We start from the raw sequence: 17,183 nt of genomic DNA on the forward strand, positions 1-17,183 counted from the left end.
GTGAGCGGCTACCGGGGCGTCTCGTTCTGGCTCGACCAGCTCGCGTCCACCGGACGCGACGACCTGACGCCACGGCCGCCGCTCGAGGGCGACACGACGGCCGACGTCGCGATCGTGGGCGGTGGACTGACGGGTCTCTGGACCGCGTGGTACCTGCACCAGGCCGACCCGGGCCTCCAGATCGTCGTCCTGGAACGCGAGATCGCCGGTTTCGGCGCGTCCGGTCGGAACGGCGGCTGGTGCTCGGCGCTGTTCCCGCGGTCCGCCTCGGCGATCGCCGAGGAGCACGGGCGCGACGCCGCGCTGGCGCTCCGCGCAGCGATGCGCGACACCGTCGACGAGGTCGGCCGCGCAGCGTCCGAAGCCGAGGTTGACTGCGACTACGTGAAGGGCGGGACCGTCCTCTACGCACGCTCCGCCGTGCAGGAACGCGCCGCCCACGACGAGGTCGCGTCCTCCGCGACATGGGGCGACGACATGGAGTGGCGGGCCGCTCGACCAGGTGACGCCGCCGGATCGGCGGGGGTCGCCTGGACCCCGGACTGCGCGCGCGTGCAGCCCGCCGCGTTGGTGCGTGGCCTCGCGGCCGCCCTGGAGGCCCGTGGCGTCCGGATCGCGGAGCACACGCCCGTCTCGTCATGGGATCGCGGGCGTGTGGTCACGTCGCGCGGCACCGTGACGGCGGGCGCCGTGGTGATCGCGGTCGAGGGGTACGGCGCCCAGCTGGAGCAGACGAAGCGGCGGATCCTGCCGCTGTACTCGCTCATGATCGCGACCGCCCCGCTGCCGGCGTCCGCGTGGGCGCGCATCGGACTCGAGCACGGGCAGACGTTCTCCGACTACCGGCACCTGCTCGTGTACGGGCAGCGCACGGCCGACGACCGGCTGGCGTTCGGCGGCCGCGGAGCCCGCTACCACTGGGGATCCTCGATCACACCCGGGTACGACCGGGTGCCGCGGGTCTTCGAGCACCTGCGGAAGGCCCTGGTCGACCTGTTCCCGGTCGTCGCGGACGCCCCGGTCACCCACACGTGGGGCGGCCCGCTCGGGGTGCCGCGCGACTGGTGCGCCTCGGTGACCTGGGACGGACACGTCGGCAGCGCCGGCGGGTACGTCGGGGACGGTCTGTCGACGACGAACCTGGCCGGACGGACCCTCGCCGACCTCGTGCGCGGGGAGTCGACGGCACTGACCGCGCTGCCGTGGGTGAACCACCGATCGCCCGACTGGGAGCCCGAGCCACTGCGGTTCCTCGGCGCGAACGCGGGACTCGTCGCGACCGACCTGGCCGACCGCGAAGAAGCGCTGACCGGGCGGCCGAGTCTGGCCGCTCGGCTCATGGCGCCACTTACCGGAGGGCACTGATGGCTGCCGGTCTCGACGCCGACGTCGTGGTCGTCGGGGCGGGGGTCGCCGGGCTCGCCGCCGCCCGGGCGCTCGCGCTCGGCGGGCAGCGGGTCGTCGTGCTCGAGGCCCGCGACCGGATCGGCGGGCGCACCTGGACCGACGCGTCACTCGGGGTTCCGGTCGACCTCGGCGCCTCGTGGATCCACGGGGTCGACGGCAACCCGCTCTGGGCCCTGGCGTCGGCGTTCGGCATCGACACCGTGGAGTTCACGGTCGGCAGCTTCCAGTTCGACGGCCGGCCGATCGCCTGGCACGACCCGTCCGGCGCCGCTCTCTCCGCCGAGGACACGTCGGCGTTCGTCGCGGACCTGCACACCGTCGACGCGGCGCTCGATGCCGTCGTCGCGCATGCTCCCCCGCCCTCGACCTACGCGGCCGCCGTCGACACCGTGCTCCGCTCGCTGCGGTGGGAGGGCGACCGAGCGGCGCGCGTCCGCGAGTACACGGCCCACCGCTCCGAGGACCTCTGCGGTGCCCCCGTGACCGTCCTCGACGCGCACGGTCTCGACGAGGAGCACGTCCCCGGTGACGAGGTGGTGTTCCCCGGTGGCTACGCCCAGTACGCCCGCGCGCTGGCCGAGGGTCTCGACGTCCGGCTGTCGTCGGTCGTGCGGTCGGTGACCCAGGCCGGTGACTCGGTGACCGTGGGGCTCGCCGACGGCACCACCGTCGTCGCGCCGCAGGTCGTCGTCACCGTGCCGCTCGGGGTGCTGCAGTCCGGCGACGTGGTCTTCGACCCGCCCCTGTCCGCGTCGGTGACCGGAGCGCTCGACCGGCTCGGGATGGGCACCTACGACAAGGTGTTCCTGCGGTTCCCCACACGGTTCTGGGGCGACTCGTGGGTGGTCCGGCAGCAGGGGTCCGCCGGTGTCGACTGGCACTCCTGGTACGACATGTCCCGGGTGACCGGTGCGCCGGTGCTCGCCGCCCTGGTCGGTGGCGCCGGAGCCCGTCGGCTCGAGACCCTGCCGGACGCCATGGTCGTCGACGAGGGGGTGGCGGCGCTGCGGAAGATGTTCGGCCCGTCCGTCCCCCAGCCCGAGGCGTTCCGGATCACCCGGTGGGCCGAGGACCCGTTCTCACGGGGCTCGTACTCGTACCTGCACGTCGGGGCGTCACCCGACGACCACGACCTGCTCGGCACCCCGTCCGGCCGGGTGCAGCTCGCCGGCGAGGCCACCTGGAGCGACGACCCGGCGACCGTGCACGGTGCGCTGCTGTCCGGGCTGCGGGCGGCCGGGCGGTTGCTCGGCACCGAGGTCGAGCCGCTCTCGCTCGCCGACCCGCTGTCCCCGGTGTCGGCCCGTGCGACACTCGCTCCGTGACCCCGACGAGGACCCGACCGCGACACGAACACCGGGCACCGGTCGCCGTCGCGGTCCTGGTGAACCTGGCGTTGAGCCTGTTCCTGCCCGACGAGGTGCTGTTCTTCCCGTCGTGGGTGGTGCCGGTCCTGGGCGTCCTGCTGCTCACGCCGCTCGTCGTCTTCAACCCGCGGCGTCTGACGCGCGAGACCACGTGGTCACGGTGGCTGTCGTTCGCCCTGGCGGCCCTGCTCACCGTCGCCAGTCAGCTCACCGTCATCCGGACCATCACCGAGCTGCTCGGCGGCCACGCGGACGGTGCGGCGGTGCTGCTCACCGCACTGCAGGTCTGGGTGAGCACGATCATCGTGTTCGGGCTCGTCTACTGGGAGCTCGACCGCGGGGGTCCGGTGGCACGGCGACGCCCCGAACTGTGGGCGACGGCCGAAGCGGACTTCCAGTTCCCCCAGGAGACCGACCCGAAGACCGCGGACTGGCGGCCGGTCTACCTCGACTACCTCTACGTGGCGATGACGAACATGATGGCGTTCAGCCCGACGGACACGATGCCGATGACCGTCCGGGCGAAGATGATCATGGCGTACCAGGCGCTCAGCGGGTTCATCCTGCTGGCGCTGGTCATCTCGCGCGCGGTCAACATCATCAGCTGACCCACCCGACGGGCACCCCGCGCGAGATGCGCGGGGTGCCCTGGGGCTCAGCCCTTGCGCCACAGCTCGACCAGGAACCGGGCCACGGTCACGAGCAAGCTCGCGATCCCCAGCCACGGCACCGGACGGCCGCGACACGGTTCGGTGTCGTTCGACATCGGACCACCTTCGTGTCAGCGCCGGCGGACACGAGAAGTGCAGGCCGAGGGATGCAACTCGCTCGACGAGCGCGTTACACTGGCTCCGAGTTTCAGGCTCGGGACCCAGTTCGTCCCTCGTTCTCCATTCGGAGGACAAATCGAAGCCCACCACTGTTGCTGCAGTGGTGGGCTTCTTCTCTGCCCGGGTCCGCGTCCCGGCGACGACACGGAGCCCGAGAGCAGCATACTGATATTCGAGAGTCGAAGCCGGGGTCTTGCTTCAGTTGACCATATGATCAACAATGGCGCATGGACCTCGTCACCGCACCCTCGCTCCCGTCGCCGCTGCACGCCGACACGGGCGCACCCCGCCGATCGCTCCGCGTCGCCCTCGTCCAGATGCGGTGGCTCCCCGACCCGGACGAGCACCTGGCCCAGCTCGCCGACGGCATCGCGACCGCCGCAGCGCACGGAGCCACCGCGGTGTTCCTGCCCGAACTCACGCTGCGCCGCTACCCGGGCGACACCCCTGCGAGCGGGACCCCGAAGGACCTCGCCGAGTCGCTGCAGGACGGCCCGACCGTCGCCTTCGCCCGTGCCCAGGCGATCGAGCACGGGGTGTTCGTGCACGCCTCGCTGTACGAGCGGCCGGGCGACGACGACCAGCCCGACGACCCCCGCGGCTACAACACCGCCGTCCTCGTCGCCCCCGACGGCACCCTGGTCGGCCGGACCCGGAAGACCCACATCCCGATCAGCGCCGGCTACCACGAGGACACGTACTTCCGCCCGGGGACCGACGACGATGCCTTCCCGGTGTACGAGCCCGCCGGACTCGGCGCGCGCCTCGGGCTGCCGACCTGCTGGGACGAGTGGTTCCCCGAGGTGGCCCGGTCCTACGGCCTCGCCGGGTCCGAGGTGCTCGTGTACCCGACGGCCATCGGCTCCGAACCGACGTTCCCCGACTTCGACACCGCGCCGATCTGGCAGCGGGTGATCGTGGCGAACGGCATCACCGCCGGGCAGTTCATGGTCGTGCCGAACCGGTGGGGCGACGAGGGCGACATCACGTTCTACGGCTCGTCCTTCATCTCGGACCCGTTCGGCCGCGTGCTCGTCGAGGCTCCCCGTGACGCGAGCGTGGTGCTCGTCGCCGACCTCGACCTCGACGCCCGGACGGAGCGGCTCCGGCTGTTCCCCTTCTACGTGACCCGGCGCCCCGACCTGTACGCCGGACTCGTCGAACCCGTCGACGAGGAACGCCACGCGTACGGCGCACGCGACGCGATCGACGCAGCCCTGGCCGTGGAACCGACCACCACCGGGCGCGAGGCGCGCGCATGACGTGGGTGATGCCTCCCGAGACGGCTCCGCAGGAACGCACCTGGATGGCGTTCCCGCGCCCCGGCCTGACGCTCGGCGACGACGCGGCGAGCGCCGACGCCGCGCGTCTGGCATGGGCGACCACGGCCAACACGATCAGCGAGTACCAGCCGGTGACCGTCGTCGTGGACCCGGTCGCACGGGCAGATGCCGGTCGCCTGCTGTCGGTCGGCGTGGACGTGCTCGAGGCGCCGCTCGACGACTTCTGGATGCGCGACACCGGGCCGACGTTCGTCGTCGACGACGTGACCGGTGCGCTCGGCGCCGTCGACTGGGTCTTCAACGGCTGGGGCGCGAACCCGTGGTCGACCTGGACGCGTGACGCCGCGGTCGCCGCCACGGTCGCCGGTGCTGCGGGAGCCAGGCGGATCCCGTCGCTGCTCGTCAACGAGGGCGGTGCGATCCACGTCGACGGCGCCGGCACCGTGCTCGTGACGGAGACGGTGCAGCTCGACCCGCGACGGAACCCGTACGCCGACCGGGAACGCGTCGAGCTGGAGCTGGCGCGCACGATCGGCGCCACACGGGTGGTCTGGCTGCCCCGCGGTCTGACGCGCGACTACGACGGCTTCGGCACCCGGGGGCACGTCGACATGGTGGCGACCTTCGCCGACCCGGGCACGGTCCTGCTGCACGCCCAGCCGGATGCGGGCCACCCGGACCACCTGGTCATGCCCCAGATCCGGCGAGCGCTCGAGCAGGCGACCGACGCGACGATCATCGAGTTGCCCGCCCCCTCGACGCTGTCGGACGACGGTGGACCGGTGGACTGGAACTACGTGAACCACGTCGTGGTGAACGACGCCGTGATCGCCTGCGCGTTCGGCGACCCGGTCGCTGACGACCGCGCCAGGGGCATCCTCGCCGAGGCGTACCCGGGCCGACGGGTCCGCTCGATCGACGCGCGACAGGTGTTCGCGCGCGGCGGCGGGCTGCACTGCATCACGCAGCAGCAACCGGTGACCTGAACCACTGCCGCGGTGTACAGCGGGTCCCGATCACCTGTACACCGCGGCCGGTCCGCCCGCTGCCGACCCGTCGGTATGGTGCTCCGAACTGATCCGGGCGACGCTGCCCGGCCCCGAAGAGCAGGGAGTCACATGGCATCACCGATCGCGGTCACCGCGCCGGCAGCACCGGTGCGCGGCGGGTCGCTGAAGCGGAGCCTCGGGCTCTGGGCGATCGTCGGACTCGGCCTCGGCTACATGACCCCGACGGTCGTGTTCGACACCTTCGGCATCGTCTCCGAGCAGACCGACGGCGCGGTGCCGAGCGCGTACCTGATCGCACTCGTCATCATGGCGCTCACCGCGATCAGCTACGGGAAGATGGTGCGCGTCTACCCCGCCGCCGGTTCCGCGTACACGTACGTCCGGGAGTCGATGCACCCGAACCTCGGCTTCATGGTGGGCTGGGCGTCACTGCTCGACTACCTGCTGCTGCCGATGGTGAACGCCCTGATCACCCGGCTCTACCTGGAGCAGGTGTTCCCCGGGCTGCCGCCGTGGGTGACCGTCGTCGTCTACTCGGTCTTCGTGACGACGGTGATCTGCCTGTCGATGCGCGGCACGTCGAACCTGAACATGGTGCTGCTCATCGGCGCGGTCCTGGCGATGATCGCGTTCGTGGTCTTCACCGTCATCGAGCTCACCCACGGTGCTGGTGCGGGCACGATCGTCAGCGCCGAACCCTTCGTGCACGACGGTGTGACGATGTCGGCCCTGCTGACCGGGGCGACGGTGGTGTGCTTCTCGTTCATCGGCTTCGACGCCGTGACGATGTACACGGAAGAGGCGAAGTCGATCCGCATCATGCCGAAGGCGATCATGCTGACCGTCCTGCTCGGCGGCGCGATCTTCCTGGTCTCCGCCTACTTCGCCCAGCTCCGCTTCCCCACCAACGCACCGTTCGGCGAGTTCACCGACGACCCGCTCCCCCAGATCGGCCTGCTCGTCGGCGGTCCGGTGTTCCAGGCGGTCCTCGTGTCGGCCGGGTTCGTCGCCGCGCTCGCCTCGGGGCTCGCGTCGCACGCCAGCGTCGCCCGCATGCTCATGGTGATGGGCCGGAACAACGTGCTGCCGAAGCGGGTCTTCGGCTACGTGCACCCCCGCACGCACACCCCGGTGTTCAACGTCGTCTTCGTCGGCGCGGTCACCCTGCTGGCGATGAGCTTCTCGCTCGACACGATCGCGGCCTACATCAACTTCGGCGCGCTCATCGCGTTCACCTTCGTCAACGCCACCGTGATCGTGCACTTCGCGATCCGGAACGGACGTCGTCACACGGCGGGCGACCGCTGGCGCTACATCGTGCTGCCGGGGGTCGCGATGCTCCTGACCGGGGTGCTCTGGTCGCAGCTCCATGCCGACGCCCTGATCGCAGGAGGAGTGTGGGCGGCGATCGGGTTCGTCTACCTGCTCGTCATCACGAAGGGCTTCCGTGTCGCACCGAAGGGCTTCGACGAGAACCAGCCCGTCACCGGTGTGAACAAGCAGCTGACCGACCAGGCCTGACCGGCCACCACGAGAGGACGCCATGTACGCCGTCACCGACCCCACCACGGGCACGACCCTCGAGACCTACCCGACCATCACGGACGCCGAGCTGCGCGACGCCGTCGCAGCCGCCGACCGCACGCACACCGAGTGGTCACGGACGACGACGGTCGCCGACCGCGCAGCCCTGCTCCACCGGGTCGCGGACCTGTACCGGGAGCGGCACGCCGAGCTCGCCGCCACGATCGTGCGCGAGATGGCGAAGCCGATCGACCAGGCCGAGGGCGAGGTCGACTTCTGCGCCGACATCCACGACTACTACGCGGACCACGCCGAGGCGTTCCTGGCGGACCAGCCGATCACCCTGGCGGACGGGTCCGAGGGGTCGGCGTTCATCCGCAAGGCCTCCATCGGTGTCGTGCTCGGCATCATGCCCTGGAACTTCCCCGCCTACCAGATCGCCCGGTTCGCCGGACCGAACCTGGTCATCGGCAACACCGTCCTGCTGAAGCACGCGCCGCAGTGCCCGGAGTCCGCCCTGGCCATCGAGCGGATCTTCCACGACGCCGGCTTCCCGGCCGGGGCCTACACGAACGTGTTCGCGACGAACGACCAGGTCGCCGACGTCATCGCCGACCCGCGCGTGCAGGGCGTCTCGCTCACCGGTTCGGCGCGCGCCGGTGCCGCGGTCGCCGAGATCGCCGGCCGGAACCTGACGAAGGTGGTGCTCGAACTCGGCGGCTCGGACCCCTTCATCGTGCTGTCCACCGACGACCTGGACGCCGTCGTCGAGTCCGCCGTCACCACCCGGCTCGAGGGCAACGGCCAGGTCTGCAACGCCCCGAAGCGGTTCCTGGTGGTCGACGGCCTGTACGACGACTTCCTGGCGAAGTTCACCGCGGCGATGTCGGCGGTCGAACCGACCGATCCGAGCGTGCCCGGTGCCGAACTCGGCCCGTTGTCGTCACCGGCCGCGGCCGACCGGCTGCAGGAGCAGCTCGCTGCCGCCGTCGAGCAGGGTGCGACCGTCGTCACGGGCGGCGACCGCCAGGGCAACGCCTTCCTGCCGACGATCATGACCGACGTCACGCCGGACAACGACGCCTACCGCGAGGAGTTCTTCGGCCCCGTCGCCGCCGTGTACCGCGTCGCCGACGAGGACGCGGCGATCGCCCTGGCGAACGACACCCCGTACGGCCTCGGTTCGTACCTGTTCACCACCGACGCCGACCAGGCACTCCGGGTCGCCGACCGGATCGAGGCCGGCATGGTCTACGTGAACATCGTCGGCGCGGACAGCCCGGAGCTGCCGTTCGGTGGCGTCAAGGGCAGCGGCTTCGGCCGCGAGCTCGGCCCCCTGGGGGCCGACGAGTTCGTGAACAAGAAGCTGATCCGCATCGGCTGACCGGCGCGGAGACGCCGGTGTCTGCGCCAGACGCCGCCGAATCCGCCGGCGGCTCGCTGACGTGACGGCGTCCGATCAAGACGCCGGTGTGTTGCAGCGGGCCCACGACGGACGGGAGGCGCGGTGCCAGCTGGCACCGCGCCTCCCGTCCGTCCGTCGGTCGCCGCTCCCACGTCGCCACCGGAAGACGCCGTCGTCACGCTTCGACGCCGCGGAATGCGCGAGACGCCGGCGGATCCGGCGGCGTCTCGCCGACGTGGAGGCGTCGAGCGAACACGCCGGCGTCTCACGCCGCCGCGCCGCCGCGCCGCCGTGCGGTCGCCGCTACTGCTGCGGGTCGGCGGGCTCGCCGCCGGAGTCCGTGTCGCTGTCCTGCTGCGGGTCCTCCGTCGCGTCGCCCGTGGGCGACCCGTCCGGCAGGTCCTCGGTGTACTGCTCCTGGTCCTTGGTGGGGTCGCTGGACCCGTTCGCTGCGTCACTCATGGCCCGGACGGTACGCGCGAGCGCCTGAGCACAGCACACAGCAGTGACTGTTCGAGGTGGTTACTGTGCTGCAGCAGCCTGCGGAACGACCGCCAGGATCTCCTCGGCGACCTCCCGCCCGATGCGCACGGCTCCGTCGACGTGCTGGTAGCCCTGCCCGGCCAGGTCGCTCGACGCGAACCGGATCGGACCGACCGCGGCACGCTGGTCGGCACCGTAGCGGACGAGCCCGCCCAGGTCAAAGCTCGCGGCGTAGGCGCCGCGCGTCCACTCCTCGGTGCCCCAGTCGCTCTCGTAGTAGACGACCGGCGACAGGGCCTCGTCACCGTAGTAGTGCGCCAGCGAAGCGAGCACCCGGGCCCGGCGTTCCTCGGTCGACAGCGCGAACAGGTCGTCGGCGTGCTGGTCGGAGACGAACCCGACCAGGGTCCCCTGCTCGGAACCGTGCGAGGTGTTGTCGTACGCCTCGTGCACGACCTCGTACGGGCTGAACGCGGTGCCGGACAGGCCCGCCGCACGCCAGAAGGGACGGTCGTAGACGGCGTGCACCTTGATCACGAAGCCCATCGACAGGTGCTGGTGCAGCTGGTGCTGGCGTCGGGGCAGCGGCGGCTCGTACGAGATCCGCGAGTACAGGGGCGGCGGCACCGCGACGAGTGCCTGTCGGGCGTGCACCTCGATCCCGCCGTCGGCGAGCGCGACGACCCCGTCGTCGCCCCACCTCAGCGTCCGGACCGGGGCGTTCAGGTGCACGTCGTCGCCGAGGCGCTCGGCGAGCCGTTCGGACACCTGCTGCATGCCGCCGACGACCCGCTTGTCGAGGATGAAGTCGGCGTCGACCAGGTTGGTGAAGCTGCCGGCGGACGCCGCCATCAGCAGGGCCTGCAGCGCCGAGAACGCGTGCGCGGGCTTCGTGAGCATGGCGCCGGCGATGAACAGCTCGACGTTGTCGGTCGCGACCCGGTCCGGGCTCAGGTCGTGCAGCCAGGCGCGGAACGAGACCTCATCGAGGGCGGCCGCGTCCGGCGTCTCCCAGGGGCGCGCCGGGTCGACCCTCGCGACGTACTCGTCGACGACGGCGACGAGGCGTTCGATCTCGTTCGCCGTGGCCTCGGGCAGGGGGAAGATGTCGCCGGTGTACTCGGTGCGGGTTCCCTCGGCGTCGACGTAGACGCTGGAGCCCTCGCGGTACCGGTCGTACGTCTGCAGCCCGAGCTCGTCGAGGGTCTCGAGCAGTGCGGTCTGGTCGGGCGAGACCCACTGCCCGCCGATCTCCAGGGTCACCCCGTCGATGTCGTTCGTCCAGGTGCGACCCCCCACGCGGTCGCGGGCCTCGAGCACGGCGACCCGCAGGCCGGCGGCCCGCAGGCGGGTCGCGGCGGTGAGACCGGCGACACCGGCTCCGATGACGACGACGTCCTTCTCGATCATCGAGCTGCTCCTTGTGCGGTCGTGGTGCTGTCGGTGTGCCGGAACGGGTCCGGGGTGAGCGTGTACATGGTCTCGAGGTACTCGGCGATGCCCTCGCCGCCGCCCTCGCGACCGAGGCCGGACTGCTTCACGCCGCCGAACGGGGCCGAGGCGTTCGACACGACCCCGGAGTTCAGCCCCAGCATGCCGGTCTCGAGCCGCTCCATCAGGCGCTGCCCGCGTGCCGGGTCCTCGGTGAACGCGTAGCCGACCAGACCGTACTCGGTGTCGTTCGCGGCGGCCACGGCCTCGTCCTCGGAGCGGAACGTGCTGATCGCGAGCACCGGCCCGAAGATCTCGTCGTCGAGGATCGCGCTGCCGGGCTGCACGTCGGTCAGGACGGTCGGCGCGTAGAAGGTGCCGGGCCCGTCGACCGGGTGCCCGCCGGTTCGGACCGTCGCCCCGCGCTCGACCGCGTCGGTGACCAGGCGGTGGGCCTTGTCCACGGCGCGGGCGTCGATGAGCGGCCCGATCGTGGCGCCGTCCTCGGTCCCCCGACCGACCCGCATCGCGGCGACCCGTTCGGTGACCCGGCGGGTGAACTCCTCGGCGACGTCCTCGTGCACCAGGAAGCGGTTCGCGGCGGTGCAGGCCTGTCCGGTGTTCCGGAACTTCGCGGCGAGTGCGCCCTCCACTGCGAGGTCGAGGTCGGCGTCGGCGAACACCAGGAACGGGGCGTTGCCCCCGAGCTCCATGCTCGTCCGGAGCACGTTCTGCGCCGCCTGGCCGAGCAGGGTGCGTCCGACCGGCGTGGAACCCGTGAAGGACAGCTTCCGCAGGCGGCGGTCGGCGATCACGGGCGCGGAGACGTCGGCGGCGTGCGTGGTCGGGACGACGTTGACGACGCCGGCGGGCACGCCGGCCTCGACGAGCAGATCGGCGAACAGCAGGGTGGTCAGCGGCGTCAGTTCGGCCGGCTTCACGACGACGGTGCAGCCGGCGGCGAGCGCCGGAGCGATCTTGCGGGTCGCCATCGCCAACGGGAAGTTCCACGGCGTGATCAGGAACGCGGGCCCGACGGGCTTGTGCGAGACGATGGCGCGGCCGGTCCCCTCGGGGTTGGTGCCGTACGAACCGCCGATCCGGACCGCTTCCTCGGAGAACCAGCGGAGGAACTCGCCGCCGTACGCGACCTCGCCGCGGGCCTCGGCCAGGGGCTTGCCCATCTCCAGCGTCATCAGGAGCGCGAACTCCTCGCGTCGCTCCTGCAGCAGGTCGAACGCGCGGCGCAGCACCTCGGCGCGCTGCCGCGGGGGCGTGGTCGCCCAGCCGTGCCGTGCGGCGACGGCGGCGTCGAGCGCCTTCCGGCCGTCCTCGGGCGAGGCGTCGGCGATGCGCAGCAGTGTTTCGCCGGTGGCAGGGTCGACGACGGCGAAGGTCGCGTCGTCGGCCGCCGGCTGCCAGACACCGTCGACCAGGAGGCCCGTGGGGACGCGGTCGAGCACCGCCTGTTCGGCTGCTGGTCCCGTGGCGTCGGGGACACTGGGCCAGGCAGTCGCGGGGATGGTCGCGCTCACGACGCGGCCAGCCCGTCGAGGACGACGGTCAGGCCGTCGCGGAGCAGGTCGTCGTCGATCGACAGCGGCGGCAGGAAGCGGACGACGTTGCCGTACGTGCCGGCCGTGAGGGCGATGACCCCGTGCTCGAACGCGTACCGCACCACCCGTCCGGTGAGCCCGGGGTCGGGATCACCGGTGGCGGGGTCGACGAGCTCCATCGCGACCATCGCACCGCGGCCGCGGACGTCGCCGATGCGGGGGTCGTCGGCCTGGGCGCTGCGCAGGGCGTCGAGCAGGACCGCACCGATGGCGCCGGCGCGCTCGACGAGTCCGTCGTGCTCGAAGGCGTCGATGGCCGCGAGGGCTGCGGCGCAGGCGATCGGGTTGCCGCCGTAGGTGCCGCCGAGGCCGCCGACGTGGGCGGAGTCCATGATCGCTGCACGCCCGGTCACACCGGACAACGGGAGTCCGCCGGCCATCCCCTTCGCGGTCGTGACGACGTCGGGCACGATCCCCTCGTGCTCGCTGGCGAACATCGCGCCGGTGCGGGCGAACCCGGTCTGCACCTCGTCCGCGATGAACACGACGCCGTTGGCGGTGGTCCACTCGGACAGCGCGGTCAGGAACCCCGGTGCCGGGACGACGAAGCCGCCCTCGCCCTGGATCGGTTCGATCAGGACCGCGGCGGTGTTCTCGGCGCCGACCTGCTTCTCGATCTGGCTGATCGCACGCTTCGCCGCCTCGGGGCCCGACAGCCCGTCGTGGAACGGGTACGACATCGGGACGCGGTAGACCTCGGGTGCGAACGGCCCGAAGCCGTTCTTGTAGGGCTGGTTCTTCGCGGTCAGCGCCATAGTCAGGTTCGTGCGGCCGTGGTACGCGTGGTCGAAGACGACGACGGCCTGCCGACCGGTGTGCTTCCGGGCGATCTTGACGGCGTTCTCGACGGCCTCGGCCCCGGAGTTGAACAGCGCCGTCCGCTTCTCGTGGTCGCCGGGGGTCAGACGGTTGAGCGCCTCGGCCACGGCGACGTACCCGTCGTACGCGGCGATGGTGAAGCACGTGTGCGTGAAGGCGGCGACCTGCTCGGTGACGGCGGCGACCACGCCGGGGTGGGCGTTGCCGACCGACGTCACGGCGATCCCGGACCCGAGGTCGACGAACGAGTTGCCGTCGGCGTCGACCACGACACCGCCACCGGCCGCGACGACCGCGATCGGCACGGCCACACCGACCCCGGCCGCGACGGCACCGGCCTTCCGGGCGAGCAGCTCCTGCGATCGCGGGCCGGGGACGGCGGTGACGAGCCGTCGTTCCTGGGGCAGCGACGGGCCGCCGGTGGTCGCTCGGGTCGCGGACGCTGCGGTGGAGGACATGCCGCGATGGTAGGAGCCACCACGGCACACTCGTACTGTCCACGGCGTACATCGACCCCCGGGCGGATCGACCCGGTGGATAGGGTGACCGCATGCCCGCAACGCTGCGCTCCCTGCTGCACCGGCGTGAACTCCACCTGCGCCCGCTCACCGACGCGGACGAGCACGCCCTCGATGCCCCGCTGTCCTGGCTGCACAGCTCGGACCTCGAGGACCCGACCCCGTTCCTCGCCGAGGGACAGGGACTGCTCACGACCGGCACCCAGTTCGGTGCCGAGGCCGAGGTGCGCGACGACGTCGCCGAGGCCTACGTCCGGCGGCTCGTGGACGGCGGTGTCGTGGCGCTCGGCTTCGGCACCGAGGTGGTCCGGGCCGGCACCCCCGACGCCCTGGTCGCCGCCTGCACCCGGAACGGACTGCCGCTGTTCGAGGTGCCCTACGAGACCTCCTTCATCGCGGTCGCGCAGGCCAACGCCGAAGCGGTCGCCCGGGATGCCAACGCACGCGGTGCCTGGGCCCTCGCGGCGCAGCGGGCCATCTCGCTCGCCGCGATGCGACCGGACGGACTCGGCGCGACCATCGCCGAGCTGTCCCGGCAGCTCGACGGGTGGGTCGGCCTGTTCGACGTCTCCGGGCGGCTCGACCGCGGACACCCCGCCGACGCGCTGCCGGCTGCCGACCTCGACCTCCTGCGGACCGAGGCGCTGCGGCTGCTGCGCTCCGGGCAGCGGGCGAGCCTGCCGGTCGCCACGGACCGGGGCGTCGGGTACACCCTGCAGACGCTCGGCAGCGGCGGGCACCTGAGCGGCGTGCTCGCGATCGCGAACGGCGGAGCACTCGACCGGGCCGGACGCGAGGTCGTCACGGCCGTGATCGCCCTGGCCGGCCTCGCCCTGCAGCAGAACCGTGAACTCGCCCGCGCCCGGGGACTCCTGCGCACCGGACTCCTGACCATGCTGTCCGTCGGCGAACCCGAGGTGGTGCAGGCGACGTCCCGCGAGGTGTGGGGGCCATTGCCCGCCGAACCCGTCCGGATCGCGGCCGTCGACGTCCCCGACCACGAACTCGACACCGTGGTGGACCTGCTCGAACTGTGGGTGCAGGAGCGTCCGGGGCACCTGTTCTTCGCGGTCGACGACGCCGTGTTCCTCTGCGTGAACGCGGACGACACCGGGATCGTCGCCGAACTCGTCGACCGCTTCGACCTGCGCGCCGGCCTGTCCGACGGCGCCGCGTACCGGTCCTTCGGGCGCGCCCGCACCGAGGCCGTGCAGGCACTCGACCGACGTCGTGAAGGACGCCCGGGCACCACCGAGTTCGGCGACCTCGCCCGAGAGGGGGTGCTCGCCCACCTCGCCCACGTCGACGTGGACGCCGGTGCCGTCGCCCGCGCGTTCCTCGCCCCGCTGCTCGACCACGACCGGACGGCCGGCACCGAGCTCACGGGCACCGTCCGGACCTGGCTGCAGGAGAACTGCGAGTACGACCGCGCCGCACGGGTCCTCGGCATCCACCGGCACACCGCCCGCGCCCGGGTGGAGCACGCCGGTCGGCTCCTCGACCGTGACCTCTCCGTCTTCTCGACCCGGGCCGACCTCTGGGCAGCCTTCGTGGTCGAGGGCGCGTGATGCGCGGATACGGTGGGACGATGCCGTCGACACCGGCCCGCCGGCGCCTGAGCCCGGCCGAACGCGGATCCCAGATCACGGCGGCCGCCGTCGACCTGGCGCGTGCCGAGGGCCTCGCGGCGGTGACGCTCCGCGGGGTCGCCGCCGTGATCGGGGTCGCGCCCTCGCTCGTCGCCCACTACCGCCCGAGCATGGAGGACCTGGTCGGCGAGACGTTCCGCACCGTCGCGGACGCCGAGGTCGCCGAGGTCCGCGCGATCGTCGCCGCTGCGCCCGACCCCGTCTCCGGTCTCCGCACCCTGCTCGGTTGCATCGCCGATCCCGCCCGCGACGACGTCGCCACCCTGTGGGCCGACGCGTGGAGCATCGGCCGCACGAACGCGGCACTGGCGACCGCGGCACGGGACGTCATGGACGACTGGCAGCTCCTCGCCACCACGATCGTCGTCGACGGGGTGCACGCGGGGGTGCTGCACACCGACGACCCGGACGGCGTCGGACGCCTGCTCTTCGCGCTCGTCGACGCCACCAACGGGTACGCCCTGGTCGACTACCTCGACCGCCCCACCCGCGAGGGCCTGGTCCGCACGACGATCGCACGAGCGGTGGGCCTGGACGGGTCAGCCCTGTCGGGGTGACACCCGCCGCAGTGCCACTGACCGCATTGCCACCCACTGCAGCAGCATGATCGTCTTGCCGTCGGCGATCCGACCGTCCGCCACCATCGCGAGCGCCTCGTCGAGCTGCACCTCGAGCACCTCGATGTCCTCACCCTCGTCCTCGATGCCGCCGCCGGCCTCGACCCGGTCCGCCGGGGTGTACGCGCCGAGGTAGAAGTGGACCCGCTCGGTGACCGAACCGGGGCTCATGAACACGTCGCCCAGGTGCTCGAGCGCGCCGAGCCGGATGCCGAGCTCCTCGGCCGCTTCACGCCGGACCGCGGTCTCGGGATCGTCCTCGTCGAGCAGTCCCGCCGCGGCCTCGATCAACATGCCGTCCGGGTGTCCGTTCACGTACGCCGGCCACCGGAACTGCCGCGTGAGCAGGACGGTGCCGCGCTCGGCGTCGTACGGCAGCACTGTCGCGCCGTTCCCGCGGTCGTAGGTCTCGCGCTGCTGCCGGTCCCACCGACCGTCACGGCGCCGGACGTCGAGGGTCGTGCGGCGGAGCACGTGCCACCCGTTCGACACCACCTCGACGTCCCGCACGACGACGTCGGGGTTGCGGTCGAGGGCACGGCCCACGGCGTCGAGGCCCGTCCGACCACGGTCGTCGGGGACGTTCACTCCGGGACGCTGGACGGTGGTGCGTTCGTCGGTCACCCGGTCACCGTAGCGGGGCACCTCAGCAGGACCCCGTCCGCTCGGTACGCTCGACGTGCCGCACCAGGGAGCGGCAGAGGACGGTGCAGCATGACCAGGACGTTCATCCTCCGACGACCGGACCGACCGCAGGTGGTCACGGTGTCATTCGTGCTGTGGCTGGTGTGGGTGGCAGCCTGCGTCGCCGCCACGGTGCTCCAGTTCTTCGCGACGGACGCGGCGGTCGGCCAGGCGCCGGTCCTCGCCGGGATCGTCGCCCTGGTGCTCTGGGCCCTGGTGACGTGGGCGGTGTTCCGGATGGCCGCGGGCTCCCGCGTCGCGCGCATCGTGCTCGTCGTCGTCGCGGCCTTCCGCGCGCTCCTGAGCGTCACCGGCGGCGAACTCGCGGTCCTGACGATCGCGCTGTCGGTCGTCGCTGCGGTCCTGCTCTTCCTGCCCAGCGCGCGCCCGTTCTTCGCCCAGCAGCAGGCCCGGAGAGCCGACCACGGGTTCGACGGAACCGGCGTGTCGGGGCCGAGCCGTGCCTCCAGGCCGGATGCCGACCACACGACGGACGCCGACCGGGGCTGAGGCCGGACGCGTCGACGGCCGTCCCCGGCC

The 17,183-nt window shown here is 72.1% G+C and carries 15 protein-coding genes; 10 read left to right on the forward strand and 5 right to left on the reverse strand.

Annotation, left to right across the window (positions count from 1 at the left end; all coding sequences use genetic code 11):
* The 7 genes from HP445_RS13035 to HP445_RS13065 all read left to right on the forward strand — a co-directional run bounded on the left by HP445_RS13035 (position 1) and on the right by HP445_RS13065 (position 8,805).
* Positions 1 to 1,365 (forward strand): NAD(P)/FAD-dependent oxidoreductase, encoded by a 1,365-nt coding sequence (locus tag HP445_RS13035; protein WP_128780323.1) that lies wholly within the window; start codon positions 1 to 3, stop codon positions 1,363 to 1,365.
* Positions 1,365 to 2,732 (forward strand): flavin monoamine oxidase family protein, encoded by a 1,368-nt coding sequence (locus HP445_RS13040; RefSeq protein ID WP_128780324.1) that lies wholly within the window; start codon positions 1,365 to 1,367, stop codon positions 2,730 to 2,732. Before HP445_RS13035 ends, HP445_RS13040 begins: the two co-directional genes overlap by 1 nt.
* A complete protein-coding gene (locus HP445_RS13045) occupies positions 2,729 to 3,382 on the forward strand; it encodes a DUF1345 domain-containing protein (RefSeq protein ID WP_128780325.1) in 654 nt (217 codons plus the stop codon). Before HP445_RS13040 ends, HP445_RS13045 begins: the two co-directional genes overlap by 4 nt.
* A gap of 449 nt (positions 3,383 to 3,831) precedes the next feature.
* On the forward strand, positions 3,832 to 4,866 hold the full coding sequence (locus tag HP445_RS13050; RefSeq protein ID WP_128780326.1) for a nitrilase-related carbon-nitrogen hydrolase: 1,035 nt from the start codon (positions 3,832 to 3,834) through the stop codon (positions 4,864 to 4,866).
* The gene (locus HP445_RS13055) at positions 4,863 to 5,873 is read left to right on the forward strand and encodes an agmatine deiminase family protein (protein WP_128780327.1); all 1,011 of its coding nucleotides are present in this window, start codon (positions 4,863 to 4,865) and stop codon (positions 5,871 to 5,873) included. Before HP445_RS13050 ends, HP445_RS13055 begins: the two co-directional genes overlap by 4 nt.
* Before the next feature lie 132 nt (positions 5,874 to 6,005).
* The gene (locus HP445_RS13060; RefSeq protein WP_128780328.1) at positions 6,006 to 7,418 is read left to right on the forward strand and encodes an APC family permease; all 1,413 of its coding nucleotides are present in this window, start codon (positions 6,006 to 6,008) and stop codon (positions 7,416 to 7,418) included.
* A gap of 22 nt (positions 7,419 to 7,440) precedes the next feature.
* Positions 7,441 to 8,805 (forward strand): NAD-dependent succinate-semialdehyde dehydrogenase, encoded by a 1,365-nt coding sequence (locus HP445_RS13065; protein ID WP_128780329.1) that lies wholly within the window; start codon positions 7,441 to 7,443, stop codon positions 8,803 to 8,805.
* Between the two features lie 324 nt (positions 8,806 to 9,129).
* On the opposite strand, the gene HP445_RS13070 is transcribed toward HP445_RS13065, so the two are convergent.
* From HP445_RS13070 to gabT, 4 genes are all read right to left on the reverse strand, one after another.
* Complete coding sequence (locus tag HP445_RS13070; RefSeq protein WP_155896911.1) at positions 9,130 to 9,288, reverse strand: hypothetical protein; 159 nt, start codon at positions 9,286 to 9,288, stop codon at positions 9,130 to 9,132.
* A 60-nt stretch (positions 9,289 to 9,348) separates the two neighbouring features.
* Entirely contained in the window at positions 9,349 to 10,719 is a 1,371-nt protein-coding gene (locus tag HP445_RS13075) for a flavin monoamine oxidase family protein (protein WP_128780330.1), read from the reverse strand.
* Positions 10,716 to 12,203: an NAD-dependent succinate-semialdehyde dehydrogenase gene (locus HP445_RS13080; protein ID WP_128780617.1), complete on the reverse strand. Its 1,488-nt coding sequence runs from the start codon at positions 12,201 to 12,203 to the stop codon at positions 10,716 to 10,718. Before HP445_RS13080 ends, HP445_RS13075 begins: the two co-directional genes overlap by 4 nt.
* A 68-nt stretch (positions 12,204 to 12,271) precedes the next feature.
* A complete protein-coding gene (gene gabT, locus HP445_RS13085) occupies positions 12,272 to 13,633 on the reverse strand; it encodes a 4-aminobutyrate--2-oxoglutarate transaminase (protein WP_128780331.1) in 1,362 nt (453 codons plus the stop codon).
* A 92-nt stretch (positions 13,634 to 13,725) separates the two neighbouring features.
* Here gabT and HP445_RS13090 point away from each other — a divergent pair, with 92 nt between their 5' ends.
* Positions 13,726 to 15,261, forward strand: a complete 1,536-nt coding sequence (locus HP445_RS13090) for a PucR family transcriptional regulator (protein WP_128780332.1) — start codon at positions 13,726 to 13,728, stop codon at positions 15,259 to 15,261.
* A gap of 20 nt (positions 15,262 to 15,281) precedes the next feature.
* Complete coding sequence (locus tag HP445_RS13095; protein WP_164941152.1) at positions 15,282 to 15,899, forward strand: TetR/AcrR family transcriptional regulator; 618 nt, start codon at positions 15,282 to 15,284, stop codon at positions 15,897 to 15,899.
* Here the strand turns inward: HP445_RS13095 and HP445_RS13100 are convergent.
* Positions 15,882 to 16,583 carry an NUDIX domain-containing protein gene (locus HP445_RS13100; RefSeq protein WP_128780334.1) on the reverse strand — a complete coding sequence of 234 codons (702 nt, stop codon included), beginning with the start codon at positions 16,581 to 16,583 and terminating at the stop codon, positions 15,882 to 15,884. The two genes, HP445_RS13095 and HP445_RS13100, sit on opposite strands and share 18 nt — an antisense overlap.
* 90 nt (positions 16,584 to 16,673) lie before the next feature.
* Between HP445_RS13100 and HP445_RS13105 the strand changes: the two genes are divergently transcribed.
* Positions 16,674 to 17,153, forward strand: a complete 480-nt coding sequence (locus HP445_RS13105; RefSeq protein ID WP_128780335.1) for a hypothetical protein — start codon at positions 16,674 to 16,676, stop codon at positions 17,151 to 17,153.
* The last annotated feature ends 30 nt before the right edge of the window (positions 17,154 to 17,183 follow it).

The organism is Curtobacterium flaccumfaciens, from assembly GCF_013359815.1.
In the GTDB taxonomy this organism is placed as follows: Bacteria; Actinomycetota; Actinomycetes; order Actinomycetales; family Microbacteriaceae; genus Curtobacterium; species Curtobacterium flaccumfaciens.

Coding starts and splice junctions, on each gene's coding strand:
- HP445_RS13040 (WP_128780324.1), top strand. CDS start 1,365: ATGGCTGCCGGTCTCGACGCCGACGTCGTGGTCGTCGGGGCGGGGGTC.
- HP445_RS13050 (WP_128780326.1), top strand. CDS start 3,832: ATGGACCTCGTCACCGCACCCTCGCTCCCGTCGCCGCTGCACGCCGAC.
- HP445_RS13055 (WP_128780327.1), top strand. CDS start 4,863: ATGACGTGGGTGATGCCTCCCGAGACGGCTCCGCAGGAACGCACCTGG.
- HP445_RS13060 (WP_128780328.1), top strand. CDS start 6,006: ATGGCATCACCGATCGCGGTCACCGCGCCGGCAGCACCGGTGCGCGGC.
- HP445_RS13065 (WP_128780329.1), top strand. CDS start 7,441: ATGTACGCCGTCACCGACCCCACCACGGGCACGACCCTCGAGACCTAC.
- HP445_RS13070 (WP_155896911.1), bottom strand. CDS start 9,288: ATGAGTGACGCAGCGAACGGGTCCAGCGACCCCACCAAGGACCAGGAG.
- HP445_RS13075 (WP_128780330.1), bottom strand. CDS start 10,719: ATGATCGAGAAGGACGTCGTCGTCATCGGAGCCGGTGTCGCCGGTCTC.
- gabT (WP_128780331.1), bottom strand. CDS start 13,633: ATGTCCTCCACCGCAGCGTCCGCGACCCGAGCGACCACCGGCGGCCCG.
- HP445_RS13090 (WP_128780332.1), top strand. CDS start 13,726: ATGCCCGCAACGCTGCGCTCCCTGCTGCACCGGCGTGAACTCCACCTG.
- HP445_RS13095 (WP_164941152.1), top strand. CDS start 15,282: ATGCCGTCGACACCGGCCCGCCGGCGCCTGAGCCCGGCCGAACGCGGA.
- HP445_RS13105 (WP_128780335.1), top strand. CDS start 16,674: ATGACCAGGACGTTCATCCTCCGACGACCGGACCGACCGCAGGTGGTC.